We start from the raw sequence: 25,657 nt of genomic DNA, 5'->3' as shown, positions 1-25,657 counted from the left end.
CCCGCCGCCCGGCTAGGTCGCATGGAGCGCCCTTTCCAGGACGTCGGTCAGCGCCCCCATGACGGTCGCACTGGTCACCACCTTGTACAGCCCGGCGGCGAGGGCGCAGGCGCCCAGCGTCCCGACGGCGTACTCGGCCGTGGTCATCCCGCTGTCCGACCTGCTCCTGGCCCGGGCCAGCCCACGAGCCCGACGGGCCGCCCAGCGGCTCCTGCGCCGCCACATCCTGGGCCACTCCCGAAGCGGGTGTCCGGTGCTCTGTCGGGCTGCGATCACTACTGCCATGTGTCTCTCCTGTCTCCGACGAACCCGTCTGTGACGAATCCGTCTCTGACGATGTCTCCTGCAAGGAATTCCAGGTACTCGGGCCCACGCCTGCGACGCTTCGTCTCGTCACATCGCCTGTGCGAACCGGGCGGTGAGCCCGATGACGACCGGGACCACCCCGATGAGGACGAAGGCCGGGAGGAAGCAGAGGCCCAGCGGCGCGGTGGCCAGCACCCCCGCCCGGCGGACCCGGGCGTGGGCAGCCCGGGCGGCCGCCGTCCGCTGCTCCCGGGCGAGCGCGACCAGCGTCCCGGCCGCCGGGGCCCCGCCGAGGCTCGTCCGGACCAGGCAGCGGGCCAGTGGTGCCAGCGACGGGTGCCGCTCCTCCAGCCGGCCCCAGCACAGCTCCGGCGGTGCGCCCAGCGCCAGTTCGGCGCCGATCGCCACCAGCCGGGGCCCCATCGGCGCACCGACACTCCGGCCGACCGCCGAGACCGCCCCGGAGGGCGAGTCCGCGGAGCCGAGGCAGGCCGCCAGCAGCTCGGCGCTCAGTGGGAGTTGTCGGGTCAGCAGCTCCTCGTCCTGAGCCGCCCGCCGGTCCGTCGGGGTCCGCGCGCGGACCCCGCGGTGGTAGAGGCCGGCCGCCAGCAACACTCCGATGACCACCCCGGCGACGCCGCCGAGCAGCAACGCCACCCCGATCCCGGCACCGGCCGCCGGGCCGGCCCGCCGAAGGCGTTCGCCACCGCCCCGCGCGAACGGCCCCGCCCGCGCCGCCGGCCCGACGGGCACCGGGCCGCCCGTCCGCTCCGGCGCGCCCACCCACTCCCGGAAGCAGGCCCGCACCCGCCTGCGCCGCAGCACCCGCCCTCGCACCACCACCACCGCCCTCGCCAGCCACAGCAACAGCGCCGACGGCAGTACAGCTCCGGCGGCCACCCACCCGACGGCCCTCATCACCCCGACACCACCCCCTCCCGGAGCCCCCGCACCCGGGAGAGCCCGCACCGCTCGTGCCCGGCAGGCCTCGGCTCGGCCGCCAGACCACCCCGGGCCGCCGTCCGGACGATCCGGGTCGTCCAGAGCACGCCCGCACCCTCCAGGACCGCCCCGGCCACCAGGCAGCCCAACCCGGCCGGTGTGTGCAGCAGGACGTCCACCGGCCTGGCCCCGAGCGCCGAGCCCAGCAGCAGCCCGGCGACCGGCAGGGCGGCCAGCACCGCGACCGTCGCCCGCGGCCCCGCCAGCTCCCCGGCGATCTCCTCCGCCAGCGCCCGCTCGGCGCGCAGCGCCTCCGCGACCCGGTCCAGCGCGACGGCCAGCCCCGACCCACCGTCGGAGGCCACCCGCCAGCAGGCCGCGATCGCCACCGCCCCACTCCCGCCCGGCAGTTCGGCGAGTAGTTGGAACGCCGCGGGCACGTCCCCGCCGTACCGGCCCGCCGCGAGCCGGGCGACCGGCTCCTCGCCGAGCCGGCGCAGCCCGTCCCGGTCGGCGGCGAGGCGCGCCGTGACCAGGTGCAGTGCCTGCTCGGGCGTCGCCCCGCCCCGCAACTCCCCGGCCAGCGCGGCGCAGAGCTCGATCACGGCCGCCGCCCGCTGCCGGGACCGGGCCGCCAGCCACCGCCGCTGCCGCCAGCTCCGCAGCGGCAGTACGGCCAGGGCGCCGACGAGGACCGGCACCGGCGAGGCGGTCGCCCACCCGACGGCCAACCCCGCGGGGAGCAGCAGCAGTTCGGGCATCAGCCAGTCCGGCAGCCGGGGCCGGAAGGAGCCCCGCCCACGCCGTACCGCCGACAGACCCGGCAAGCCGTGCGAGCCCGGCCGATCCGGCAGGCCTGGCGGATCCGACCGCCAGGGCCACCGAAGGCCCGCAGGAGGCCCGCCACCGACCGGCACCAGCCTGGACCGCCGCCCACCGGGTGCCTGTTCCTGTACCGCGCGCCAGCCCGCCAGGGCCAGCGCGCACAGCACCATCGCCCAGCTGAGCCTCGTCTGACCATCCATCACGCCACCTTCCTCCCAGCCTCATCGATCTCTCCTGCCCCAGGCTCCGAGCAGGGCCACGGCGCCCGTCGCACACCCGCCCAGCAGCAGGACGAAGGCGAGCTCCACCACGCGAACCCCCGGGCTGGCGAGCCCCACGACCGCCGCGAGCCCCACAGCCGCCACCGTCACGGCGACCCCGCCGTGAACGCCACCCCGCGCGCCGCCAACAGCCCGACCAGCCGCTCCCAGCCGACCCCGGGGGTCATGCCGCCGCGCGCCGGGAACCCCACCGCCGGTGTCGTCACCGCCAGCCCGTCCCGGTCCCCCGCCAGCGTGTGGATCTCCGCCACCCGGCGCCGCCCCGTGCCCGGCTCCCGGACGAGGTGGACCACCACGTCCAGCGCGGCCCGGAGTTGGCTGTGCAGGGCGGGCCGGTCGAGCCCCGCCAGCGAGCCCAGCGCCTCCAACCGGACCGGCACGTCCGCCGCCGTGTTGGCGTGAACGGTGCCGCACCCGCCCTCGTGCCCGGTGTTCAACGCGGCCAGCAGGTCGGAGACCTCGGCCCCGCGCACCTCCCCGATGACCAGCCGGTCCGGGCGCATCCGCAGCGCCTGCCGAACGAGGTCCCGCAGGGTGAGCTCGCCCAGCCCCTCCTGGTTGGGCGGTCTGCTCTGCAGGCGGACGACGTGGGGATGGGCCGGCCGGAGTTCGGCGGAGTCCTCGGCGACGACGATCCGCTCGCCCGGACCGACCAGCCCGAGCAGGGCCGCGAGGAGGGTGGTCTTGCCCGTACCCGTGCCACCCGACACGAGCAGCGACAGCCGGGCCCGCACGATGGCGTCCAGCAGCTCGGCGCCCTCCGGTGGCAGCGCCCGGCCGGTCACCAGCTCGTCGAGCGTGAACGGCCGGGGCCGACAGACCCGCAGCGAGATGTGCGTGCAGCCGGCCGCGATCGGCGGCAGCACGGCGTGCAACCGGGTACCGTCCGGCAGTCGGGCGTCCACCCAGGGCCGGGCGTCGTCCAGCCGCCGCCCGGCCGCCGTGGCCAGCCGGTGGGCCAGCCGCCGCACCGCCTCGGCATCGGCGAAGCGAACGCCCGTCGCCCGGTGCAGGCCGCCGCCACGGTCGACCCACACCTCCTCCGGACCGTTCACCAGGACGTCCGTGACGTCGGGCGCCGCCAGCAGCCGGTCCAGCGGGCCCGCACCCACCAGTTCGGCGCGCAGCGAGCGCACGGTGTCCAGGACGTCGCCCCCGCCGAGCGGTGGCCGGGTGGCCCGCAGCACGGCCGCGACCGAGCCCGCCGTCGGGGCGGCACCCGACTCGGCCAGCCGCAGCCGCACCGCGTCCACCAGGGCCGCCGTCCGTTCCTCCCGGGCCGTCCGCCCGTACGGGCACGGCTGGTGCTCCGCACCGGGTGGTCCGCCGGGTGGTGCACCGGGCGGTCCGCCGGGCGGTGGCACGCTCCTGAGCGGTCGGTGCTCCCGCGCACCGTCGCCCTGGCCAACCACCGCGCCCCGCAGTCCCGTTCTCCGCAGACCGATCATCAGTACACCCCTCCTCCGACCGCCGGCACCGGCGGCAGTACCTCGTTCAGGAAGCTCCCGCAGAAGCGCGCGAGCGGGCCGTGCTCCCGGATCCCGGGCGGGACGCCTTTCTCGACGTCCTCCGCCAGACCCGGCTCCGGCTCCAACTCCCCCGCGAGCTCGAGCCGCAGCCCGCGGGCGATCCGACGAGCCGGGAGCCCGCCGGCCCTCAGCGGTCTCACCACCGCCCGGACGTCCCCGAGTCGCATCCGGGCGGCGGCCGCGACCCGGTCGGCGGCGGCCACCGCGCGCAGTTCGGCGGGCACCACCAACAGCGCCAGGTCGGACTGCTCCAGCGCCTGTCCGGCGGCCGTGTCGAGGTGGCGCGGTACGTCGACCACCACCAGCCCGCCGCGCCGCCGGGAGGCGGCCAGCACGCTGCGCATGGCCTCCGGCGGCACGGTCAGGGTGTCGCCGCGGTCCCAGGACAGGCAGCACAGCGCGGAGAGCCGTTTGAGCACCGGCAGCGCCCGGGCCAGCTCGGCGCCGCTGACCCGCCCGCGGGAGCCCGCGAGATCGGGCCAGCGCAGCCCGCGGGCCGTCTCACCGCCGAGCAGGATGTCGAGGCCGCCGCCGAGCGGATCGCCGTCGATGAGTATGGTCCGCCGGCCCGCCCGCGCGGCCGTGACCGCGAGGGCGCAGGCCAGGGTCGAGGCCCCGGCCCCGCCCCGGCCGCCGAGCACGGCGACGGTGAGCGCCGGGCTGCCGACGCCCTCGGCGGCGTCGGCGATCCGGTCGAGCAGCCAGGCCTCGGCGTCCGGCAGGAACAGCACGTGCTCGGCGCCGAGTTGGACGGCCCTGACCCAGACCCCGGGGTCGTCGAGGTCCAGCCCGAGCAGGAGCACCCCGCTGCGACGGCCCAGCCCGGCGCAGCGCTCGGCCTGGTCGTCCCCGACCAGTACCAGCGAGGACCCCTCCCACAGCTCTCGCGGCGGCGGGGCTCCCCTGATCAGCCTCGGTTCGGTGCCCGCGGCCGCGCAGAGCCTCAGCAGGTGCTCGGCCAGGCCCTCGTCCGCCGTGACGACGAGCGGGCCCGCGGCCCCGGGCCCGTCGGCCGTGACGTGGTCGGCGATCGGCGTCGACATGGTGGTCTCCCCTCTGCGCCGCGGGCCACCGGGGGCGGTCCTTGGCGCGTGTCGGACGGTTCCGGCGGACGGGCGACCGGCCGGCCCGTGAGGACCGACCCGGACGACCGCCGCCGACCATCACGGTGGGGGGAGATCCGGATTACGTCATCCACGATCCGAATGCCTGTGGACAACTCGGGGGCTGTGGATGAAAACGTTCACCCGGGCGGGGGGCTAATCGGCGAAGAATTGACGAATGGGGGATCGCCGAGATGAACCGGCACCCCCACCGATCCCGTCGGGCATCCCGACGCACACCCGTCGAAGCCGCCCCGGAACACCACTGGAGCAGCCCGGACCACCGAACGGAACCAGCCGAGCCCCCACCGGGGTCCATGTGCAAATGGCGACGCAGAGTGACGAAAGGTGGTCGATGGACCGAGCGGCCGACACCCCCTGTACACCGCCGACGGTCCGACCGCGGCACCCGCGCCAAGAGGCATTCAAGCCCTGAAAATGGCCCCGGACGTGCGACGACCCCCGCCGGGGGGGAGAGCGGGGGTCGTCTATCCACAGCCCGACTCGGGGGGGAGGAGCCGGACCGGGTTAGCACGGTCGCGAACGATCCGTGACTTCCATGGTGTACCCGAGCGGCCAGAAACACAAACCCGCACGCCCACGAGTACGCCGAATGGCGGGGTGTTTTACGGCTCCCTCTATCCTCGGTTCCCGTGGACACCACCGAGAACGCCGACGACTACGCCGACGAGTCCCCGGGCAGCACCACCGGACCCGAGGAGACCCCCTCACCCGCTCAGCCCGGGCCGGGCGGGCTGCGCACGGCGGCCTTCTTCGACCTGGACAAGACCATCATCGCCAAGTCGAGCGCGCTGGCCTTCAGCCGGCCCTTCTACCAGGGCGGCCTGATCAACCGTCGGGCCGTACTGCGCAGCGCGTACGCCCAGTTCGTCTTCCTGGTCGGCGGCGCGGACCACGACCAGATGGAGAAGATGCGCGAGTACCTCTCCTCGCTCACCCGGGGCTGGAACGTCCAGCAGGTCCGCGAGATCGTCGCCGAGACCCTGCACAACCTGATCGACCCGATCATCTACGACGAGGCCGCCTCGCTGATCGAGCAGCACCACGCGGCCGGGCGCGACGTGGTGATCGTCAGCAGCTCCGGCTCCGAGGTGGTCGAGCCGATCGGCGCGCTGCTCGGCGCGGACCACGTGATCGCCACCCGGCTCAAGGTCGAGGACGGCTGCTACACCGGCGAGATCGAGTACTACGCCTACGCCGAGAACAAGGCAGCCGCCATCCGGGAGTTGGCCGCGACCGAGGGCTACGACCTGGCCGCGTCCTACGCCTACAGCGACTCCTCCACCGACCTGCCGCTGCTGGAGGCGGTCGGCCATCCGTCAGCGGTCAACCCCGACCGCGCGCTGCGGAAGGAGGCGCAGGCCCGGGAGTGGCCGGTGCTGGTCTTCGACCGACCGGTGGAACTGCGGCGTCGGCTCCCGGAGTTCTCCGCGCCGAGCGGTTCGGTGCTGACGGCCGTGGCGGTCGGGGCGGCCGTGGTGACCGCCGGGGTCATCTGGTTCCTGGCCCGTCGGCGCCGCCCGGACGCCGCCTGAACCGCCTCGGAACCGGCAACTCTCCGCAGCCAGGACGAAACGGGCAATTGCCACAGACTTCTCGTTTCGGGTTCCCCTTTCGCCCGAAACGCGATACAAATGAAGCACGGCCCGCGAGACCCGGTCAGGACCGAAGAGGTCAAACCGACAACGCAGTTCAGGCCCACGGACCGCGCGTACAGATAACCGAGCACCCACATGCAGCCGACCCGCTGTCGGGCCGCCGGACCAGACGAACGGGCAGGATCCCCGTCTGATCGGCACTTCCGGTGCATGCATGGTCACCCGGTACCTGTGCCAGCGGCGGCACCCGGCGGAATCAGGTGCCGCCGCATCTTTCTGCCCGCGGCCGGGGCCGGCCGGCGTCAGACCATCCCGCGCTGCATCGCCTCGCAGACCGCCGTGCTCTCCCGCACCCCGAGCCGCAGCGCCTTGCCGCAGTGCCCGATCCAGGCCGCCATCCCCTCCGGGGTGCCCGCCAGGTAGCCGGCCAGGGCGCGCCGATAGGCGTCGGTGCCGAGCTCTGCGAGGCCGACTTCGGCGGGGCAGACCGACTTCGGGTCCAGCCCCTCGGCGAGCATCACGATCCGCTGGGCGGCCCGCGCGATCACGCCGTTGTACGAGCCGAACGGCCGCAGCGCGAGCAGTTCGCCGTGCACCACCGAGGCCACCACCAGGGCCGGCGTGCCCACGCCCTGGCCCTCCGCGCGCGCCACCAGCAGCCGGGAGAGCTGGTCGAGCCGCGCCGCGACCTCCTCCGCCCCCGGGGCGGGCGGCAGCGCGGGCAGCGGCTCGTCGACCGCGACGACCTCGACGCTCTCCACCGGCGCGAGCTCCAGCGGGAACAGCTCCTCGGCCGTCTCCCCCGCACGGCGGGGCCGCCCGGCGGCGGGGTCGCCGTCGCCGACCGCGAGCAGGTGCAGCCGGGCCAGCACCTGGAGCGGCGAGTGCCGCCAGATGCTGAGCAGCTGACCGGCCTCGGCGGCGATCCGCAGGGCCGCGCCGACGGTCCTGGCCTCGGCGTCCAGGCTGAAGTCGCTGCGTCGGCGGACCTCCTCCAGCGGCCAGTCCGCCCCGGCCAGCGCCGCCGACGCGCGGGCGCCGCGCAGTGCGGATTCGGAGGTGACCTCGGCCGCGCGGCGGCGCATCACCCGGTGGCCGTAGAGGCGGTCGACGGCCTTGCGCACCTCGGCCACCGCGTCGGGCACCCCGGGGAGCTGGGCCAGCGGGGCGAGGGGATCTGTTCCAGTGCTCACCTACCCGAGAGTAATGAACCGGCCGCCACTCCTGGAACAGCAACCCCGCATCACCCGTTCGAGGCAATCCTCATTTCCCTCCACCAGGGAGGCCCAAACCCGGGCTAGCATGACCACTATCGGAGACGATAACGGTTTCCAGTTAGCGGTTTCCAGTCAGCGCGTCCCCACGGGCGCAGCCCCGAGCAGGCGGCCCCGCAGCGCGGGCCCAGAGCGAGAGCCGGAGTCCCAGATGAAGATCGCCTTCGTCGGCAAGGGCGGCAGCGGGAAGACCACGCTGTCCGCACTGTTCATCCGCCACCTGGCCGCCGTCGGCCGGCCGGTCATCGCCGTCGACGCCGACATCAACCAGCACCTGGGCCCCGCACTCGGGTTGACGGACGACCAGGCCGCCCGACTGCCCTCGCTCGGCGCGCACCTGCCGGAGATCAAGGAGTACCTGCGCGGCACCAACCCGCTGATCCGCTCGGCCCACGAGATGATCAAAACCACGCCGCCGGGCCGGGGTTCGCGCCTGCTGCGGATCGTCGAGGAGAACCCGGTCTACGCCGCCTGCGCCCGTCCGATCGCGCTGGACGAGGGCTCGGTCCGACTGCTGGCCACCGGCGCGTTCACCGAGGAGGACCTCGGGGTGGCCTGCTACCACTCCAAGGTCGGCGCGGTCGAGCTGCTGCTCAACCACCTGCTGGACGGCCCCGACGAGTACCTGGTCACCGACATGACGGCGGGCTCCGACTCCTTCGCCTCCGGCCTGTTCACCCGATTCGACCTGACCTTCCTGGTGGCCGAGCCGACTCGCAAGGGCGTCTCGGTCTACCGCCAGTACAAGGACTACGCCCGCGACTTCGGCGTGCGGCTGCGGGTGATCGGCAACAAGGTGCAGGGTCCGGACGACCTGGCGTTCCTGCGCCGCGAGGTCGGCGACGACCTGCTCACCACCTTCGGCCACTCGGACTGGGTGCGCCGACTGGAGCAGGGCGTCGAGCCGCCGCTGAAGTCCCTGGAGCCGGCCAACCGGGCCGTGCTGGAGCAGCTCCGGGCCGAGGCCGAGGCGGCGTACGGGGAGCGGGACGCGCGCCGCTACACCGAGCAGGCCGTGCTGTTCCACCTGCGCAACGCGGAGAGCTGGGCCAACGCCAAGGTCGGCATCGACCTCGCGACCCAGGTGGACGACGGCTTCGTGCTCGGCGGGTGCGCGGCCGACGGCGAGCGGCCCACCCCGGCGGGCGCCCGCGCCTGACGCCCCGGCGGCTCGCCCGCCGCCGACCGCCGGCCCCGAACGGGCCGTGGCCCCCTCGACGAAGGGGTGGCCACGGCCCGTTTTCGCGTGCCCGGACGGCCGACCGACCACCGCCCCCGGCGCGACCAGCAGATTTGCCACGGTTCGAACACCACCCAATGGGGTGAATCAGGGGCTTTTCCCCTTCCCTCCCCGAATGACGCTGTGCAAAGCTTTCATTACCCTCGGTTTACCGAGTCTTTGCGGCCCGTCCCGACGGCCCCCGGCGAGACCTCCCGCGTCCTCGCCGAGGCCCCTGGCGGGCCTGATGGTCAACGCCCGGCCGGTGAACACCCGCACTCCCCGCCGCGGCCACGCCATCCCGCCACACCGTCGCGACCCACGACAGCCGATCCGCCCCGGAGCCCCACCACCGGACTCACCGCCGGACCTGACTGCGTTCGTTCCCCCGGACAGACGGGAAGACCATGACCCTCGACATCTCCAGCGCCCCCATCGCCTCCGACACCACCGACCACGCGCCCCCGGGCCCCGGCGGCGTCCGCGCCCGCTGGGCGCACGACCTCTCCGCCTCCCTGGTGGTCTTCCTGATCGCCGTGCCGTTCTCGCTCGGCATCGCGCTCGCCACCGGCGCCCCGCTCACCGCCGGCCTGGCCGCCGCGGCCGTCGGCGGCATCGTCGTAGGGCTGTTCGGCGGCACACCACTCCAGGTCAGCGGCCCCTCGGCGGCGCTGACCGTGATCACCGCCGGGCTGATCACCCAGTACGGCTGGCAGGCCACCTGCGCCATCACCCTCGCCGCCGGCCTGCTCCAACTCCTGCTCGGGGTGCGCCGGGTGGCCCGGACGGCGCTCGCCGTCTCACCCGCGATCGTGCACGGGATGCTGGCCGGGGTCGGGCTCACCATCGCCATCGCGCAGCTGCACGTCGTCCTCGGCGGTTCCCCGCAGAGCTCCGCGACCGCCAACGTCCTCGCCCTGCCACAGCAGTTGGCGGGCCCGCACCCACCCGCGCTGCTCGTCGGCGCGGTGACCGTGACCGTCCTGCTCGGCTGGCCCCGGCTCGGCCGACTCCCGGGCCGCGCGGGCGAGTTCGGCGTCAGGCTGGCCAAGGTGCCGGGGCCGCTGGTCGCCGTGGCGGCCGCCACCGCCCTCGCGTTCGGCCTGCGACTGCGGCTCGCCCACATCGAACTGCCCGCCTGGACGCCGCACGCCCTGGTGCCCGCACTGCCGCACGGCCCGCTCGCCGGGGTGCTCGCCGCCGTCCTCACCGTCACCGCCGTGGCCAGCGTGGAGTCCTTGCTCTCCGCCGTCGCGATCGACCGGATGTCCCGCCGCACCGGCGACCTCGACCGCGAACTGCGCGGCCAGGGCCTGGCCAACCTGGTCAGCGGACTGGTCGGCGGGCTGCCCGTGGCCGGCGGGGCCGTGCGCAGCACGGCCAACGTCCGGGCCGGCGGCCGGACCCGCTGGGCCTCGGTGCTGCACGGGGTGTGGGTGCTCGTCGCCGCGCTGGCGCTGACCGGCGGGCTGCGCCGGATCCCGCTGGCCGCGCTGGCCGCGCTGGTGCTGGTGGTCGGGCTGCAGATGGTGAGCTTCGCGCACATCCGCAAGGTGCACCGGCACCGGGAGTTCCCGGTCTACCTGATCACCGTGCTCGGCGTGGTGGCCTTCGGCGTGCTGTGGGGCGTCGCGCTCGGCGCCGGCACCGCCGTCCTGCTCGCGCTCTACCGACTGACCCGCGCCCACGTGGACGTCGTGTCCGGCGCCGACGGCTCGGTCACCGTCCAGACGCACGGTCCGCTCACCTTCACCGCCGTGCCCCGGCTGAGCCGCGCCCTGGCCGGCATTCCCGCCGAGGCCGAGGTCACGGTGGTCCACGACGGCTCCTTCCTCGACCACGCCGCGTACGAGACGCTGCACAGCTGGCGAACGGGCCATCAGGCCACGGGCGGGCGGGTCTCGATGGTGACGCGGCGCCAGGACGACGAGGTGCTCGACCCGGACGGCACCGTCCGCGCGGGCAGTTCGCCCGGTCCGCACCGGTGCCGGGCCTGGACGCCCTGGGTCGGCCACCACTGCATCGAGCAGCAGGAGGATCCGCACGGCCGGCTGCTGGACGGCGTCCGGGTGTTCCAGCAGCACACCGCCCCGCTGATCCGGCCCGAACTCGCCCGGCTGGCACGGGAGGGGCAGGCCCCCTCGCAGCTCTTCCTGACCTGCGCGGACTCCCGGATGGTCACCAGCATGATCACCAACAGCGGTCCGGGCGACCTCTTCACCGTCCGCAACGTCGGCAACCTGGTGCCGGCCCCATTCGAGCCCGGCGCGGCCGACGACTCGGTGGCCGCCGCGGTGCAGTACGCCGTCGAGGCCCTGGAGGTGCGCTCGATCACGGTCTGCGGCCACTCCGGCTGCGGGGCGATGAAGGCCCTGCTGGACGGCGTACACGAACGCCCCGGGCCGCCCACCCCGCTGGTCCGCTGGCTGCGCAACGGCCGCGGCTCGCTGGACCGGCTGCGCCGGGCGCCCGCCGAGTTCGCCGCCCGGCCGGTGGTGGACGTCGTGGAGCAGCTCTGCATCACCAACGTGGTGCAGCAGTTGGACCAGCTGATGGCCAACCCGGCGGTGGAGCGCCGGGTCGAGGAGGGCACCCTGCGATTGGTCGGGATGTACTTCGACTTCGCGACCGCCCAGGCCTACGTCCTGGACCGGGCCGCCGGGACGTTCAGTCCGGTCGAGGCGCACCCCGGGGCGACACCGGCCGGGCCCGCCGGGGCCGGACCGGCTGATCCGGCGGGCGACACGCCCGAACGGGTGAATGAAATCGACCGGGTTCCCTGCGAGGGTGGCGAGGAGGGTCCACAACTGGCCGCCTGAGAGCCGGGCCCGTGTTCCCGCCGGGCGGGCCGGGGCACGGGCCCGCCAGCACTGCGGTCCGCCGTTCGGCAGTCGATCAAAGGTCTACACCAATTCCTTGGAGCCTCTTGTCAACTGGCCCGTTCGCCTGGTGAGCTGTGCGCTGGGACACACGGGACAATCCCCACGCACGGGATCGTCCCCGATCATGACTCGATGAGGAGTGCGCGTTGAGCAACGAGAGCCTGGCCAACCTGCTCAAGGAGGAGCGGCGCTTCGCCCCGCCGACAGAGCTCGCCGCAGCCGCCAACGTCACCGCGGCCGCGTACGCGCAGGCCTCCGAGGACCGCCTGGGCTTCTGGGCCGAGCAGGCCCGTCGCCTCAGCTGGGCCGTCGAGCCCACCGAGACGCTCGACTGGTCCAACCCGCCCTTCGCCAAGTGGTTCGCCGACGGCAAGCTCAACGTGGCGTACAACTGCGTCGACCGGCACGTCGAGGCCGGCCTGGGCGACCGCGTCGCCATCCACTTCGAGGGCGAGCCCGGCGACAGCCGCGCGATCACGTACGCCCAGCTCAAGGACGAGGTCTCGCAGGCCGCCAACGCGCTGCTGGAGCTCGGTGTCACCAAGGGCGACCGGGTCGCCGTCTACCTGCCGATGATCGCCGAGGCGGTCGTCGCGATCCTCGCCTGCGCCCGGATCGGCGCCACCCACTCGGTGGTCTTCGGCGGCTTCTCCGCCGACGCCGTCGCCTCCCGCATCCAGGACGCCCAGGCCAAGCTCGTCATCACCGCCGACGGCGGCTACCGCCGCGGCAAGGCCTCCGCCCTCAAGCCGGCCATCGACGAGGCGCTCACCAAGGTCGACGGCGTCGAGCACGTCCTGGTGATCCGCCGCACCGAGCAGGAGATCGCCTGGACCGAGGGTCGCGACGTCTGGTGGCACGAGATCACCGCCCGCCAGTCCACCGAGCACACCCCCGAGGCGCACGAGGCCGAGCACCCGCTGTTCATCCTGTACACCTCGGGCACCACCGGTAAGCCCAAGGGCATCCTGCACACCTCGGGCGGCTACCTCACCCAGGCCAGCTACACCCACCACGCGGTCTTCGACCTCAAGCCGGAGACCGACGTCTACTGGTGCACCGCTGACATCGGCTGGGTCACCGGTCACTCGTACATCGTCTACGGCCCGCTCTCCAACGGCGCCACCCAGGTCATCTACGAGGGCACCCCGGACACCCCGCACCAGGGCCGGTTCTGGGAGATCGTCCAGAAGTACGGCGTGACGATCCTCTACACCGCGCCGACGGCGATCCGCACCTTCATGAAGTGGGGCGACGACATCCCCGCCAAGTTCGACCTGTCCTCGCTGCGGGTGCTGGGCAGCGTCGGCGAGCCGATCAACCCCGAGGCCTGGATCTGGTACCGCGAGCACATCGGCGCCGGCAAGACCCCGATCGTGGACACCTGGTGGCAGACCGAGACCGGCGCCATCATGATCAGCCCGCTGCCGGGCGTCACCGAGACCAAGCCGGGCTCGGCCCAGCGCGCCCTGCCGGGCATCGCGGCCACCGTGGTCGACGACGAGGCCAACGAGGTCCCGAACGGATCCGGCGGCTACCTGGTGCTCACCGAGCCGTGGCCGTCGATGCTCCGCACCATCTGGGGCGACGACCAGCGCTACATCGACACCTACTGGTCGCGCTTCGCGGGCCGCTACTTCGCCGGTGACGGTGCCAAGAAGGACGAGGACGGCGACATCTGGCTGCTCGGCCGGGTCGACGACGTCATGCTCGTCTCGGGCCACAACATCTCCACCACCGAGGTCGAGTCGGCGCTGGTCGGCCACCGCTCGGTGGCCGAGTCCGCCGTGGTCGGCGCCACCGACGCCACCACCGGCCAGGCCATCGTCGCCTTCGTGATCCTGCGCGGCGGCGTCACCGAGAGCCCGGAGCTGGTCGAGGAGCTGCGGGCGCACGTCGGCCAGACGCTCGGCCCGATCGCCAAGCCGAAGCAGATCAAGGTGGTCGGCGAGCTGCCGAAGACCCGCTCGGGCAAGATCATGCGCCGCCTGCTGCGCGACATCGCCGAGGGCCGCGAGGTCGGTGACACCACCACCCTCGCCGACAGCACGGTGATGAGCCAGATCCAGGCGCAGCTGCCGCCGGCGGGCAGCAACGGCTGAGTGCGCTGAGACGGCGGGCTGTGCCCCGGGCGGTCGTCACCGCCCGGGGCACGGCCGTCACCGCTCCCGTGCGGCCGCCATCAGCGCGCCCGGCACCCCGGTGCCCGATGTCCCCGTGCCCGGCACCGCGTCTGACGCCCCCACGCACAGCGCACCTGCACCCGCCTCGACGCCCTCCCCGGCACCCGCCCCGCCCTCGGACGGCACCAGCCGGTCCGCGGCAAGGGTGCGCAGCGTCTCGTAGGCGCTCTGCACGAAGCCACGGCTGCGCAGCGTCCGCGTGCCGGCCATGACCGCCAGGCCCACCTGGGCGCGCGGGCTGAACCCGACGAAGGTGGTGCACCCGGCGCACCCCCGGGTCGTGCCGGTGTGGAACACCAGCTCGTCCTCGTCCGGCTCCCCGTCCGGCTCCCCCTCCACCTCCGGCTCCCCCGTCGCCCCGGCCAGCGACCGCTGGTTCCAGCCGAGGCAGATCCGGGTGCCACCGGTGCTGCGCCGCCCGGTCCTCGGCCGGCGGACCTCGCCGAGCGCCGTCCGCAGCGCCACCGCGTCCGCCCGCTCGGGGAGCGGGACGGCCTCCAGCGCGAGGTGCGCCTGGAGGTAGCGGAGCATGTCGTCGGCCGTGGACCGCAGTGCGGCCGCGCCCGGCAGGGCCGGCAGCCGGAAGGACGGCACCCGGCGCCCGCGCCGGTACCCGGCGGCGTCCTCGCGCCCGGGGCCGCAGGAGGTGTCCACCAGCCCGAGCGGCCCGCACACCCGGGCGGCCAGCAGGTCGTCGTAGCGCTGCCCGGCCGCGTTGGCCAGCAGCAGTCCGAGCAGCCCGCAGCCCAGGTTGGAGTAGCGCACCTGCGTGCCCGGTGTCCCCCGGACGGGGGTCCGCGGCAGTGCCCTGAGCAGGTGGGCCGGGCCGAACGTGGCGTACGGGCGGGTGAACCACCGCGGGGCCGCGGCCGGCAGCAGTCCGACCGGCAGCCGGGGCAGGCCCGAGGTGTGGGTGGCCAGGTGGAGCAGGGTGATCGGCCGCTCGTACGGGTAGCCGGGGGTGGCGTCCGCCGGAAGGTAACGGTCGATCGGATCGTCGTACCGGACCTCGCCCCGAGCCACCATCTCGGCGAGCAGCAGGCCGGTGAAGGTCTTGGTGACGGAGCCGAGTTCGAACCGGGTGTCGGCCCGGACGGGGCGCTCCCCGGAGCGGTCGGACTGCCCCCGGCAGGCGACCGTCCGTTCGTCGCCGCGGATCACCGCGACGGCGACGCCGCCGCCCGGCCCGACGGCGCGGAACAGCGGCCTGAGCAAGTGGTCGAGGTCGGCGGGGACCTCGGCGGCCCCGGGTCCGGTGGCCTCGGCGGCCGTGGCGGCCTTGACGACCACCGCGGCCTCGGCCGCCCGGGCGGCGGCCGGGATGTGCAACGGAGCGGTCATCGGTCGGCGCTCCGCCTGTGGAGTCGCCGCGACGGCGGTAAGAGGGGCGGTCTGGGCATGGTCGTGCCTCCGGTGCGTGGCGTCGGTGAACGACGCCGGGGAAAGGGGGAGTTCGGGCCGGCCCGGAGCGGGCGGCGTCTGCGACAGACGATAAGGACGCGTTCACCCGTCTGCATGCGGCCGACGCCATTCGGGTGCCGGGCCGGTGCCCCCCAGGGGTGCAGAACGCGCCTCCAGGGCTTAAGTCCTTGATAGGACGATCCGGATGTCACTCGAACGTTCCCGCTAGACTGTCAAAGGCGCATCAAGATCCTTGAGCAGGAATCCGGGCGCCGGAGGGCGCGCCGGGAAGTCTGGTCGGCACTGCACCACACGTGCATCCACATGCCGTTCCCAGCCCTCAGGAGGTCCCGCGTGACCGATCAGCCGCCCGTCCACGAGCCGACGACCCGCCGCCGGCAGTTGCTCGGCCGGCTGTCCCTGCCCGAGCGGACCTTCGTCACCGACGCCCTGCGCACCGAGACGGTCGGCGGCGTGCTGCTGCTGGCCGCCGCCGTGGTCGCGCTGATCTGGGCCAACGTCTGGCCGGACGCGTACGAGAGCGTGCTCGACTACACCATCGGGCCGTCCACCCCGCTCCACCTCGACCTCAGCCTGGCCGACTGGGCCAAGGACGGCCTGCTGACGATCTTCTTCTTCGTCGCCGGTATCGAGCTCAAACGCGAGTTCGTCGCGGGCGAGCTCCGCACGCCCAGCGCCGCGCTGCTGCCCGTGATCGCGGCCGTCTGCGGCGTCGCACTGCCCGCGATCCTGTTCGCCGTCGTCAACTCCGGCAGCGGCGGCCACCCCGGCGGCTGGGCGATCCCGACCGCCACCGACATCGCCTTCGCCCTCGGCGTGCTGGCCGTGGTCGGCAGCCACCTGCCCTCGGCCCTGCGCGCCTTCCTGCTCACCCTCGCCGTGGTGGACGACCTGATCGCGATCCTGATCATCGCGGTCTTCTACAGCTCCGGGATCAAGTTCTGGGCGCTCGGCCTGGCCTTCGCCGGCCTGGTGCTGTTCTGGTTCCTGCACCGGCGCGGCGTGCACGGCTGGTACCTGTTCGTGCCGCTGGCCTTCGTCAACTGGGCGCTGATGCACGAGAGCGGCGTGCACGCCACGGTGGCGGGCGTCGCGATGGGCCTGATGCTGCGCTGCCACCGGGTGGGCGACGAGCAGCAGTCCCCCGGCGAGCACATCGAGCACCTGGTCCGCCCGCTCTCGGCGGGCCTGGCCGTCCCGGTGTTCGCGCTCTTCGCCGCCGGCGTGACGATCTCCGGCTCGGCGCTCGGCGAGGTGTTCACCCAGGCCACCCCGCTCGGCATCGTCACCGGCCTGCTGGTCGGCAAGACGGTGGGCGTCTTCGGCGGCACCTGGCTGACCGCCCGCTTCACCCGCGCGGAGCTGAACCCGCAGCTCAAGTGGGCCGACATGTTCGCGGTCGCGGTGCTCGCCGGGATCGGCTTCACCGTCTCGCTGCTGATCAGCGAGCTGGCCTTCCCCGGCGACGTGGCGCTCGCCGACCGCTCCAAGACGGCCGTCCTGGTCGGTTCGCTGCTCTGCGCGGTGTTCGCCACCGTGCTGCTCAAGCTGCGCAACCGGCACTACCGGGAGCTCTGCGAGGAGGAGGACCGGGACGAGGACGGCGACGGCATCCCCGACGTCTACCAGCAGGACGACCCGGCCTGGCGGGCCCGGGTCACCGGGCCCGCCCCGCATTCCGCCGACGAGGGTCCGGCCGACGGACGGCGCACGGACCGCTGAGCGCAACCGGGCCGACCGCGCACGGACCGCTGAGCGCCGACCAGGTCGGCCGCCCGTCTCCGCCACCACCTCCGCCGCCGTCTCCGCCGCCGGGACACATCCCTCCGGCGGGGCCCCGGAGTGGTGTGCGACTGACCGGTAGGGGCATGATTCTGAGCTGTCGACAGTCCACTGACGCCTCCGGGCCCCCGCCGGCCTCCGGAACCGCACCACGCGGCGGCGTCACGCCGCACAGCCGCAGAAGGAGAACAGCTGATGCCCGCAGGAGCCGCAGACCCGTCCAGCAACGGCCGGGCGCCCTACGAGGGCGAGCGTTCGGTGGGACAGCTGTTCGCGGCGGCCACCGCCGACCTGTCCGCCCTGGTCCACGACGAGATCGCGCTCGCCAAGGCCGAGATCCGGGCGGACGTCAAGCGCGGCGTCTCCGGCGGCGTCTCGCTGGGCGTCGCCGGTGTGGTCGCGCTGGCCTCCGTCCCGATGCTGAGCGCCGCGGCGGCGTTCGGCATCCACGCGCTGGGCCTGTCGCTGGGCTGGTCGTTCTTCGTCGTGGCCGGTGCCTACCTGCTGCTCGCGGTGCTGCTCGGGCTGCTGGCCTGGCGCTCGTTCAAGCGGATCGAGAAGCCGCGCCGCACCATCGAGGGCGCCCAGAAGACCGCCGACGTGCTGAAGAACGCCCGGCCGCGCCCGGCCACCAAGGAGGAGATCGACCGGGCCCTGGGCCGCATCCCGTAACCGCCCCGTGGTGGGGCCGGGCACGCGGACGCACCGACAGCGAGTGTGCCGGGCACGTGTCCGGCGCACGGATGTGACACGCTCTCGGTATGCCGCTCGACCAGAAGCCCGTACCCGCGCAGCCGTCCGCCGACTCCGGCCCCGACCGGGCCCCTGACCGGGAGGCCGCCGGTGGCTCCTCCGGCGCTGCCGCCGGCGGCGCCACCGAGGCCTGGAGCGTCCGGCAGCCCGGCCCCTGGACCCACCGCGACCTCGCCGCGAACGGCGCCCGGTTCCACATCGCCGAACTGGGCGCCGGCCCGCTGGTACTGCTGGTGCACGGCTGGCCCGAGTACTGGTGGGCCTGGCGCCACCAGCTGACCGCGCTCGCCGAGGCCGGCTACCGGGCGGTGGCCCTGGACCTGCGGGGCATCGGCGGCAGCGACCGCACCCCGCGCGGTTACGACCCGGGCAACCTCGCCCTGGACATCACCGGGGTGATCCGCTCCCTCGGCGAACGCCGGGCCCACCTGGTCGGGCACGCCTCCGGCGGCACGCTGGCCTGGGTGGCGGCGGTGATGCGCCCGTCGGTCATCCAGAGCCTCACCGTGGTCTCCGCCGCGCACCCCCGGGACCTGCGCCGGGCCCTGCTGACCGACCGCCGCCAGATGGCCGCCTTCGAGCACGTGCTGGGCTTCCAGCGGCCGTGGATACCGGAACGACGGCTGGTGGCCGAGGACGCCGCCCTGGTCGGCCGTTACCTGGACGCCTGGACCGGCCCGAACGGACTGGACGAGGCGGCGGTGCACGCGTACCGGCAGGCGATCCAGATCCCCAGCACGGCGCACTGCTCGATCGAGCCGTACCGCTGGCTGGTGCGGTCGATGGCCCGGCCGGACGGCATCCAGTTCGCCCGGCGGATGAAGAAGCCCATCACCGCGCCCACCCTGCACGTGCAGGGCGCGGCGGACCCGGTGCTGCTGTCGCACACCGCGCTCGGCGGCGGCGAGTACGTGGCGGCGCCGTACCGCTGGCGGCTGCTGCCGGGGGTCGGGCACTTCCCGCACGAGGAGGTGCCGGAGCAGTTCACCGCGGAGCTGCTGGACTGGGTGAGCCGTCACAAGGAGTGACGGCACGTCGGAGTGGTCGGGTCGGCCGGGGGAAGGGGCGAAGGTCCCAACTCCCGTAATGTTGCGCTCATATGACAAACGCATAGGCCAACTTCGACACGTCCCGGGCGGTTACCGCCACCGGCCCCAGGGCATCCCTTCCGGTATGACCTGGATGCCCGATCGCGACGGCGCCCCGCGCGGCCGACGCCACAGCAGCTCGCAGCGGTCCGCCCACCGTGCCGACTGGGCGGACGACCTCGGCTTCGACGGCCTCGACCGGCGTCCGCGCCCGGCGCAGCGGCAGCTCGGCATCCCGCGGATCCTCGGCCGGCGCGCCCGCTGGGTGGGCGCACGACTGCGGCGCGAGACCTGAGGCCTCGCGCCGCATCCGGGAAACTCCCGCCCGGTCGGACCGGGACCGCCCGGCCCCGGACCCGCCCGGTCAGTTCACGATCGTCGGCGACAGCGCGGTGAACCAGAGCAGGACGAAGGTCGCCACCGACATGATCGGCACCAGCACCTTGGTCTCGACGTTGTTGCCGCTGCGCTTGATCAGCACCACCTCGTAGCGCTCCTTGTGCGGCCAGAGCAGCGGAGCGCCCTTCTTGGTGAGGCAGTCGCCCAGCAGGTGCGCCAGCGTGCCCAGCGCCACCGCGTACGGCAGCCAGCCCGGGGCGCTCGGCATCCAGGTGTTCATCCCGAAGGTGCCCAGCGCGGACAGGCCGACGATGGTGATCCAGGTCTGCGGGCCGTCGCCCGGCGGGCAGAGCCGCAGCGCCCGGATCGCGAGCGCGAGCAGGAAGAACGTGACCGCGAGGGTGAAGTTGCGGCCCAGGAAGGTGACGCCGGCCCAGGTGCCGGCACCCATCAGCGCGACGAACAGCAGCGAGTGGGTGGCGTGCCGATGGCCTCCGGAGGCCCAGGCCACGAAGCGGCAGAGCAGCTTGGAGACCGGGCCGAGGAAGTTGGCGATCGAGCCGTCGTGGTGGTCGAGGTCCGGCAGCAGGGCCGCACCCGCGCACAGCACCGTGCCCATCAGTATGTCCGCGGGCTGCAGCGTGGTGTGCAGCAGCAGCGGGGGCAGGAACGGCGCCGAGGCCGCGTACAGCATCGCCCCGCTGACCGCGTGCGAGTGACCCATCATCGGACTGCCACGCCCTCCGTCTCGACTCACGCCGGGACGGCGCCCGGTTGAGCCGAACGGGTGAGCGCGGCAGACGCTACCAGGGCGGGCTGACGGTATGACGGACATCCGACGCTCCGATCGGCCGCGTCGGCCCCACGGGCGGCGCGGGCCCGGCGGACCAGATCAGGACCGGAGCAGACCGGAGCAGACCGGAGCCCGGTGTCAGAGCGCGCAGCCCTGGGTGTCCACCCGCGCCGTCGCCGTGCTGCCCTTCTCGGCGTCCTCCTTCACCTCGGCCGCGGTCAGCACGTACCCGGTGTCGGCGCTGTCCAGCGACTTGGCGAACACCACGCCGTACACCTGGCCGTCCGGGGTGAGCAGCGGGCCGCCGCTGTTGCCCTGCCGGACCGTCGAGCGGACCGAGTAGACGTCGCGGACGGTCGAACCACGGTGGTAGATGTCCGGGCCGTTCGCCTGGATCCGGCCGCGGATGCGGGCCGGCTGGACGTTGAAGGCGCCGTTCTCCGGGAAGCCCGCCACGATCGCGTTGTCGTTGGTCTTCGCCTCGCCCGCGAAGTTCAGCGGGGGTGCGTTCAGCTTGGGCACGTCCAGGACGGCGATGTCGCGCTGCCAGTCGTAGCGGACCACCGTCGCGTCGTACACCTTGCCCTCGCCGCCGATCTGCACGGTGGGCTCGTCCACCCCGCCGACCACGTGCGCGTTGGTCATCACCCGGTGCGGGGCGAAGACGAAGCCGCTGCCCTCCAGGGTCTTGCCGCAGGAGGGGGCGGTGCCGACCACCTTGACCAGGCTCTGCTTGGCCTTCGTCACCGCCGGGCTGGCGGCCAGCGCCGGGTCCGGCATGTCGACCTGGGTGATCGGCTCGTGCTCGAAGGGGTTGAACACCTGCGGGAAGCCGTTGCGGGCGAGGACCTTCGAGAAGTCCGAGAACCAGTTCGGCGCGTCGTCGGGCAGCGCGTCCTGGACGCCGCCGAGGATCGCCGAGGAGCGGACCTGCTTGGAGACCGTCGGCAGCGAGGCCCCGGCCAGCGCGGAACCGATCAGCCAGGCCACCAGCAGCATCGAGATCACGTTGACCACCGCGCCGCCGGCCGCGTCCAGCACCCGCGCCGGGCGGCGGTCGATGTGGCCGCGCAGCTTCCAGCCGAAGTGCGAGGTGATCGCCTGGCCGACCGCCGCGAACACGATCACCACCACCACCGCGACCACCGAGGCCGTGGTGCCCGGGCTCAGGTGGTCGAGCAGCAGCGGCAGCATCTGCACCGCCAGCAGGCCGCCGCCGAGGAAGCCGATCACCGACAGCACGCCCACCACGAAGCCCTGCCGGTAGCCCGACACGGCGAAACCCACGGCGGCGGCGATCAGCAGCAGATCCAGGACGTTCACTCCGATACCCTCCCACGGTCGGCGGGGCAACCGCGCGGACGGCCCCTCACGAAGGACCGGCGTCGCCGCCCAGCAGGGCCCGGGACCGCTCGTGGTCGCCCTGCACCAGGGCCAGCGCCTCGTCCGAGAGGTCGACGATCCGGGACGGGTCCCAGGGCAGCTCCAGACCGCTGTGGTGCAGCACCCGGTCGATCACCCCGGCGGTGAACCCCCAGACCAGCCGCCCGGCGACCGCGAAGGCCGGCCCCACGTGCCCGGACGGGTGTCGCAGCCGGACCCGGTTCGCCGGGTCCGCCAGCTCGGCGACCGACACCCGGAACACCGCGCCGGTCTCCCCCCGGTCCACCGGCCGAACCGGGGACTCCACCCGCCACCAGCCCAGCACCGGGGTCACCACGAAGCGGCTCACCGGGATGTAGAGCGCGGGCAGCGCCGCGAACACCTGCACCCCGGCCGGGTCCAGCCCGGTCTCCTCCCAGGCCTCGCGCAGCGCCGCCGCGATCGGGCCGGAGCCGTCCGGATCGCCGTCCTCCGGATCCAGCGCGCCGCCCGGGAAGGACGGCTGGCCCGCGTGCGAGCGCAGCGAACGGGCGCGCTCGATCAGCAGCACGTCCGGACCGTCCGGCCCCTCGCCGAACAGCATCAGCACGGCCGCCGTCCGGGCGCCCTCCACCGGCGGCAGGAAGCGGCTCAGCTGCTCCGGCAGCACCCGCTCGGCCGCGTCGCGGACCGGCTCCAGCCAGGCCGGCAGGCCGTCCCGCTCGATCACCGGCGCCGTCACGCGTCCACCGCCAGGTCCGCCACCCGGCCCTGGTGGGCGGCCGCGTCCGCGCGGGCGGCGGCCTCCCCGGGGAAGTCCGACGGCGGCCTCAGCCGCTGCCCGGGCTGCCCGCCGAGCTCGTACTTGAGCAGCTTGCGCGCCTTCTCCGGGTCGGTCTCGCCCTCCCCGAAGGACGGGCAGAGCGGCGCGATCGGGCAGGCGCCGCAGGCGGGCTTCTGCGAGTGGCAGATCCGGCGGCCGTGGAAGACCACCCGGTGCGAGAGCATCGTCCACTCCGACTTCGGGAAGATCTCGGCGACGGCCGCCTCGACCTTCACCGGGTCGTCCTCCGTGGTCCAGCCGAACCGCCGGGCCAGCCGGCCGAAGTGGGTGTCCACGGTGATCCCGGGCACGCCGAAGGCGTTGCCGAGGACGACGTTGGCGGTCTTGCGACCCACTCCGGGCAGGGTCACCAGGTCCTCCAGGCGGCCCGGGACCTCGCCGCCGAACCGGTCGCGCAGCGCGGCCGAGAGGCCGAGCAGCGACTTCGCCTTGTTCCGGAAGAAGCCGGTCGGGCGGATGACCTCCTCCAGTTCCTCCGGGTTCGCCGCCGCCATGTCCTCCGGCGTCGGGTACTTCGCGAACAGCGCCGGCGTCGTCTGGTTCACCCGCAGGTCCGTCGTCTGCGCCGACAGCACGGTGGCCACCAGCAGCTGGAACGGGTTCTCGAAGTCGAGCTCCGGGTGCGCGTACGGATACAGCTCCGCCAGCTCCCGGTTGATCCTGCGCGCCCGCCGCACCATCGCCAGCCGCGACTCCGGCTTCCCCGGCTTGCCCGGCTTCCCCGCCGCCTTCTTCACGGCCGGCCTCGGTGCCGCCGCCTTCCGGACCTTGCTCTCTGCCATGCACGAAGGCTACGCCGCCCGGCGGACCGGGTGCGCCGGATCGGGGACGCCGGTGCCGCCAAAACCCCGTCCTTCCTCGGCCGTTGCGACCGCCGGCGGCCGGCGGAGGTCGTCGGCGGTCGTCGGCGGACCACCGGCGGGCCGTCCGTAGGATGAGCGCACTCGCGCCGGCCGCGTCCGGCGCCTCACGGGGGCAGGGGAAGAGAAATGCATGATCGACCACGGCCGCCGCGCCTGTTCCGGGCGGCCGGCCCGCTGCTGCTCGCGGCGGCGGCCTGGGCGTGCAGCGTGCCGACCTTCGTGGCCGACGAGGACGTCCGGGCCCTGGTGAGCCGGTGCCACAACAGCCCCGGCGCCCCGGCCTACGTCCTGCCGCTGGCCTGGGTCGGGGTGGTGCTGGGCCTCGGCGCGGTCGGCTGGGGCGGCTGGCAGGTCGTCACCACCGCCCGGCGCAACGCGCTCGGGGTCGGCGGCATCCTGCTCTGCGCGGCGCTGCCGGTGATGGCCCTCGGCCTGCTGGTGCAGGCCGCCGGGATCCAGACCGCCGCCGATCGGACCGGCCCCCAGCGGCACACCTGCGCCGGGCAGCCTCCGCTGAGGACCGGGCCCGCCGCGGCGGTGGCCACCGGGGTGCGGTCGGGCGGCTGAGCGGGTCCGGGAAAAAGTTTCGGGCGGAGCGATGAGTTCCGGGGCGGCCTCCGGTCTACCCCTGCGAAAGCGCACCTCATCCGCACCACCGAAGGACACCCCATGACCACTGCTGTCTCCACGACCACCGTTGTCTCCACCGACGGCACCACCCTCGCCTGCTCCGTCACCGGCTCCGGCCCGGCCGTCGTCTTCGTCGACGGCGCGCTCTGCCACCGGTCCTTCGGGCCCGGCGCCGCCGTCGCCGAGCAGCTCGCGGCCCACCACACCGTCTGGACGTACGACCGGCGCGGCCGCGGCGCCAGCGGCGACACCGCGCCGTACGAGGTCGAGCGCGAGATCGAGGACCTGGCCGCGGTGATCGCGGCGGCCGGCGGCTCGGCCCACGTCGTCGCCGTCTCCTCCGGTGCGGCGCTCGCCCTGCGGGCCGCCGCGCACGGCGTCGGCATCGACCGGCTCGCCGTCTACGAGCCGCCGTTCAGCACCGAGGACGGACAGGCCGCACGCTTCGTCCAGTACGCGGCCGACCTGGACGCGGCCCTCACCGAGGGGCGGCGCGGCGACGCCGTCGCGGCCTTCATGACCTTCGTCGGGATGCCGGCGGAGATGGTGGACGGGATGCGCTCGGCCCCGGTGTGGCCGGCCTTCGAGGCGGTCGCGCCGACCCTCGCCCACGACGCCGCCGTGCTCGCCGCGCGGACCGGCGCGGCCGTCCCGGCCGAGGTCCTCGCCGGGGTCGCGGTGCCGACGCTCGTCCTCGACGGCGGCGCCAGCCCGGAGCTGCTGCGGGCGCCGGCCCGGGCGGTCGCGGCCGCCGTCCCGGGCGCCGAGCACCGGACGTTGGACGGCCAGACCCACGAGGTGGCGGCCGAGGTCCTGGCACCGGAGCTGGTGACCTTCTTCGCGTGAGCGGTGGGCGTCGCGTGGACTCCGGGCCGACCCGAACGCCCGGCCGGCACGGTAGAACAGCCGTGAACCGTCGCCGCCGCGCCGGCCCCGAACCACCCGGAGAACGAGGAAGACATGGCCGAGGACTTCACGGACATCCCCACCACCACCCTGGCCGACCTGCTGGGCCGCGCCCAGGTCATGGACATCGGCATCCGCCCGCTGTGGGCGGGGGCGCCCCGGGTGGCCGGTCCGGCGTTCACCGTGCAGTGCCCGCCCGGCGACAACCTGATGCTGCACGCGGCGATCTACCGCGCCGAGCCGGGCGCGGTGATCGTCGTCGAGTCCGGTGACCTGGACTACGCGCTGGCCGGCGGCAACGTGTGCGCCGTGGCCCACCGCCGGGGTGTCGCCGCGTTCGTGGCGGACGGCCTGATCCGCGACCTCGCCGAGGTGCGGGAGGCCGGCTTCCCGGTCTTCGCCCGCGGCGTGATCCCGATCCCGGGCTCCAAGCAGGCCCTCGGCACGCACGGCGCCGAGGTGCGGTGCGGCGGCGTGCTGGTCGCCCCCGGCGACGTCGTGGTGGCCGACGAGGAGGGGGTCGTGGTGGTGCCCGCCGCCCGGCGGGCGGAGGTGCGGGCGGCGGCCCTGGCCAAGCTGGCCAAGGAGGCCGCCGAGAGCCTGGACGACTGGGAGGCGGCGCACCGCGCCCGGATCGAGAAGAACCTCGCCGACCTGGGCTTCACCGGCTGAACCCGAGACCGCCCGCCGTACCGGGAGGACGTCGGGCGGG

At 74.2% G+C, this 25,657-nt stretch carries 22 protein-coding genes; 11 read left to right on the top strand and 11 right to left on the bottom strand.

Annotated features, from left to right (window positions below):
- Nucleotides 1–12: 12 nt before the first annotated feature.
- The 5 genes from ABTY15_RS39780 to ssd form a co-directional block, all read right to left on the bottom strand.
- Nucleotides 13–147, bottom strand: coding sequence for a DUF4244 domain-containing protein (locus ABTY15_RS39780; RefSeq protein ID WP_502893412.1), 135 nt, complete (start codon nt 145–147; stop codon nt 13–15).
- A gap of 246 nt (nt 148–393) precedes the next feature.
- Complete coding sequence (locus ABTY15_RS03920; RefSeq protein WP_350575532.1) at nt 394–1,224, bottom strand: type II secretion system F family protein; 831 nt, start codon at nt 1,222–1,224, stop codon at nt 394–396.
- Nucleotides 1,224–2,009: a type II secretion system F family protein gene (locus ABTY15_RS03915; protein WP_350575529.1), complete on the bottom strand. Its 786-nt coding sequence runs from the start codon at nt 2,007–2,009 to the stop codon at nt 1,224–1,226. Before ABTY15_RS03915 ends, ABTY15_RS03920 begins: the two co-directional genes overlap by 1 nt.
- Before the next feature lie 431 nt (nt 2,010–2,440).
- Nucleotides 2,441–3,802: a TadA family conjugal transfer-associated ATPase gene (locus ABTY15_RS03910; RefSeq protein WP_350575526.1), complete on the bottom strand. Its 1,362-nt coding sequence runs from the start codon at nt 3,800–3,802 to the stop codon at nt 2,441–2,443.
- A complete protein-coding gene (gene ssd / locus ABTY15_RS03905; RefSeq protein WP_350575523.1) occupies nt 3,802–4,926 on the bottom strand; it encodes a septum site-determining protein Ssd in 1,125 nt (374 codons plus the stop codon). Before ssd ends, ABTY15_RS03910 begins: the two co-directional genes overlap by 1 nt.
- 815 nt (nt 4,927–5,741) lie before the next feature.
- Here ssd and ABTY15_RS03900 point away from each other — a divergent pair.
- Nucleotides 5,742–6,542, top strand: coding sequence for an HAD family hydrolase (locus ABTY15_RS03900; RefSeq protein ID WP_350575675.1), 801 nt, complete (start codon nt 5,742–5,744; stop codon nt 6,540–6,542).
- A gap of 365 nt (nt 6,543–6,907) precedes the next feature.
- Here ABTY15_RS03900 and ABTY15_RS03895 read toward each other — a convergent pair whose 3' ends face one another.
- Entirely contained in the window at nt 6,908–7,798 is an 891-nt protein-coding gene (locus ABTY15_RS03895) for a Fic family protein (protein ID WP_350575518.1), read from the bottom strand.
- A 232-nt stretch (nt 7,799–8,030) separates the two neighbouring features.
- Between ABTY15_RS03895 and ABTY15_RS03890 the strand changes: the two genes are divergently transcribed.
- The 3 genes from ABTY15_RS03890 (at nt 8,031) to acs (ending at nt 14,082) form a co-directional block, all read left to right on the top strand.
- On the top strand, nt 8,031–9,038 hold the full coding sequence (locus ABTY15_RS03890) for an ATP-binding protein (RefSeq protein WP_350575515.1): 1,008 nt from the start codon (nt 8,031–8,033) through the stop codon (nt 9,036–9,038).
- A 467-nt stretch (nt 9,039–9,505) separates the two neighbouring features.
- Nucleotides 9,506–11,917, top strand: a complete 2,412-nt coding sequence (locus ABTY15_RS03885) for a SulP family inorganic anion transporter (protein ID WP_350575512.1) — start codon at nt 9,506–9,508, stop codon at nt 11,915–11,917.
- 209 nt (nt 11,918–12,126) lie between these two features.
- Nucleotides 12,127–14,082, top strand: a complete 1,956-nt coding sequence (gene acs, locus ABTY15_RS03880) for an acetate--CoA ligase (protein ID WP_350575509.1) — start codon at nt 12,127–12,129, stop codon at nt 14,080–14,082.
- Between the two features lie 57 nt (nt 14,083–14,139).
- On the opposite strand, the gene ABTY15_RS03875 is transcribed toward acs, so the two are convergent.
- On the bottom strand, nt 14,140–15,504 hold the full coding sequence (locus ABTY15_RS03875; protein ID WP_350575507.1) for a serine hydrolase domain-containing protein: 1,365 nt from the start codon (nt 15,502–15,504) through the stop codon (nt 14,140–14,142).
- 384 nt (nt 15,505–15,888) lie between these two features.
- On the opposite strand from ABTY15_RS03875, the gene nhaA reads away from it, so the two are divergent.
- The 4 genes from nhaA (at nt 15,889) to ABTY15_RS03855 (ending at nt 19,503) form a co-directional block, all read left to right on the top strand.
- A complete protein-coding gene (nhaA, locus tag ABTY15_RS03870; protein ID WP_350575504.1) occupies nt 15,889–17,307 on the top strand; it encodes a Na+/H+ antiporter NhaA in 1,419 nt (472 codons plus the stop codon).
- A 255-nt stretch (nt 17,308–17,562) separates the two neighbouring features.
- The gene (locus tag ABTY15_RS03865) at nt 17,563–18,039 is read left to right on the top strand and encodes a phage holin family protein (RefSeq protein ID WP_350575501.1); all 477 of its coding nucleotides are present in this window, start codon (nt 17,563–17,565) and stop codon (nt 18,037–18,039) included.
- Between the two features lie 89 nt (nt 18,040–18,128).
- Nucleotides 18,129–19,148, top strand: a complete 1,020-nt coding sequence (locus ABTY15_RS03860; protein WP_350575498.1) for an alpha/beta fold hydrolase — start codon at nt 18,129–18,131, stop codon at nt 19,146–19,148.
- A gap of 145 nt (nt 19,149–19,293) precedes the next feature.
- Complete coding sequence (locus tag ABTY15_RS03855) at nt 19,294–19,503, top strand: hypothetical protein (RefSeq protein ID WP_350575495.1); 210 nt, start codon at nt 19,294–19,296, stop codon at nt 19,501–19,503.
- A gap of 69 nt (nt 19,504–19,572) precedes the next feature.
- Here the strand turns inward: ABTY15_RS03855 and ABTY15_RS03850 are convergent, their stop codons facing one another.
- The 4 genes from ABTY15_RS03850 to nth all read right to left on the bottom strand — a co-directional run bounded on the left by ABTY15_RS03850 (nt 19,573) and on the right by nth (nt 23,328).
- Nucleotides 19,573–20,274: a metal-dependent hydrolase gene (locus tag ABTY15_RS03850; protein WP_350575491.1), complete on the bottom strand. Its 702-nt coding sequence runs from the start codon at nt 20,272–20,274 to the stop codon at nt 19,573–19,575.
- A gap of 204 nt (nt 20,275–20,478) precedes the next feature.
- Nucleotides 20,479–21,663, bottom strand: a complete 1,185-nt coding sequence (locus ABTY15_RS03845) for a MarP family serine protease (RefSeq protein WP_350575486.1) — start codon at nt 21,661–21,663, stop codon at nt 20,479–20,481.
- Between the two features lie 46 nt (nt 21,664–21,709).
- Nucleotides 21,710–22,444 carry an NUDIX hydrolase gene (locus ABTY15_RS03840; protein WP_350575483.1) on the bottom strand — a complete coding sequence of 245 codons (735 nt, stop codon included), beginning with the start codon at nt 22,442–22,444 and terminating at the stop codon, nt 21,710–21,712.
- A complete protein-coding gene (gene nth, locus ABTY15_RS03835) occupies nt 22,441–23,328 on the bottom strand; it encodes an endonuclease III (RefSeq protein ID WP_502893411.1) in 888 nt (295 codons plus the stop codon). Before nth ends, ABTY15_RS03840 begins: the two co-directional genes overlap by 4 nt.
- Before the next feature lie 207 nt (nt 23,329–23,535).
- Between nth and ABTY15_RS03830 the strand changes: the two genes are divergently transcribed.
- The 3 genes from ABTY15_RS03830 to ABTY15_RS03820 all read left to right on the top strand — a co-directional run bounded on the left by ABTY15_RS03830 (nt 23,536) and on the right by ABTY15_RS03820 (nt 25,617).
- Nucleotides 23,536–23,976 (top strand): hypothetical protein, encoded by a 441-nt coding sequence (locus ABTY15_RS03830; protein WP_350575480.1) that lies wholly within the window; start codon nt 23,536–23,538, stop codon nt 23,974–23,976.
- Between the two features lie 102 nt (nt 23,977–24,078).
- Nucleotides 24,079–24,885 carry an alpha/beta fold hydrolase gene (locus tag ABTY15_RS03825; protein ID WP_350575477.1) on the top strand — a complete coding sequence of 269 codons (807 nt, stop codon included), beginning with the start codon at nt 24,079–24,081 and terminating at the stop codon, nt 24,883–24,885.
- A gap of 114 nt (nt 24,886–24,999) precedes the next feature.
- Nucleotides 25,000–25,617, top strand: a complete 618-nt coding sequence (locus ABTY15_RS03820; protein ID WP_350575475.1) for an RraA family protein — start codon at nt 25,000–25,002, stop codon at nt 25,615–25,617.
- The last annotated feature ends 40 nt before the right edge of the window (nt 25,618–25,657 follow it).

It is taken from the genome of Kitasatospora sp. NPDC097643 (genome assembly GCF_040302625.1).
Classification (GTDB): domain Bacteria; phylum Actinomycetota; class Actinomycetes; order Streptomycetales; family Streptomycetaceae; genus Kitasatospora.
The sequence above is the reverse complement of the archived record's forward strand: the minus strand, read 5'-3'. Positions and strand labels throughout refer to the sequence as shown.

Bases quoted from the DNA above. Each gene is read 5' to 3' on its own strand.
- ABTY15_RS03885 (WP_350575512.1), top strand. From the start codon at position 9,506: ATGACCCTCGACATCTCCAGCGCCCCCATCGCCTCCGACACCACCGAC.
- nth (WP_502893411.1), bottom strand. From the start codon at position 23,328: ATGGCAGAGAGCAAGGTCCGGAAGGCGGCGGCACCGAGGCCGGCCGTG.
- ssd (WP_350575523.1), bottom strand. From the start codon at position 4,926: ATGTCGACGCCGATCGCCGACCACGTCACGGCCGACGGGCCCGGGGCC.
- ABTY15_RS03830 (WP_350575480.1), top strand. From the start codon at position 23,536: ATGCATGATCGACCACGGCCGCCGCGCCTGTTCCGGGCGGCCGGCCCG.
- ABTY15_RS03865 (WP_350575501.1), top strand. From the start codon at position 17,563: ATGCCCGCAGGAGCCGCAGACCCGTCCAGCAACGGCCGGGCGCCCTAC.
- ABTY15_RS39780 (WP_502893412.1), bottom strand. From the start codon at position 147: ATGACCACGGCCGAGTACGCCGTCGGGACGCTGGGCGCCTGCGCCCTC.
- ABTY15_RS03855 (WP_350575495.1), top strand. From the start codon at position 19,294: ATGACCTGGATGCCCGATCGCGACGGCGCCCCGCGCGGCCGACGCCAC.
- ABTY15_RS03920 (WP_350575532.1), bottom strand. From the start codon at position 1,224: ATGAGGGCCGTCGGGTGGGTGGCCGCCGGAGCTGTACTGCCGTCGGCG.
- ABTY15_RS03820 (WP_350575475.1), top strand. From the start codon at position 25,000: ATGGCCGAGGACTTCACGGACATCCCCACCACCACCCTGGCCGACCTG.
- ABTY15_RS03850 (WP_350575491.1), bottom strand. From the start codon at position 20,274: ATGATGGGTCACTCGCACGCGGTCAGCGGGGCGATGCTGTACGCGGCC.
- nhaA (WP_350575504.1), top strand. From the start codon at position 15,889: ATGCCGTTCCCAGCCCTCAGGAGGTCCCGCGTGACCGATCAGCCGCCC.
- ABTY15_RS03890 (WP_350575515.1), top strand. From the start codon at position 8,031: ATGAAGATCGCCTTCGTCGGCAAGGGCGGCAGCGGGAAGACCACGCTG.
- ABTY15_RS03860 (WP_350575498.1), top strand. From the start codon at position 18,129: ATGCCGCTCGACCAGAAGCCCGTACCCGCGCAGCCGTCCGCCGACTCC.
- ABTY15_RS03825 (WP_350575477.1), top strand. From the start codon at position 24,079: ATGACCACTGCTGTCTCCACGACCACCGTTGTCTCCACCGACGGCACC.
- ABTY15_RS03915 (WP_350575529.1), bottom strand. From the start codon at position 2,009: ATGCCCGAACTGCTGCTGCTCCCCGCGGGGTTGGCCGTCGGGTGGGCG.
- ABTY15_RS03875 (WP_350575507.1), bottom strand. From the start codon at position 15,504: ATGACCGCTCCGTTGCACATCCCGGCCGCCGCCCGGGCGGCCGAGGCC.
- ABTY15_RS03910 (WP_350575526.1), bottom strand. From the start codon at position 3,802: ATGATCGGTCTGCGGAGAACGGGACTGCGGGGCGCGGTGGTTGGCCAG.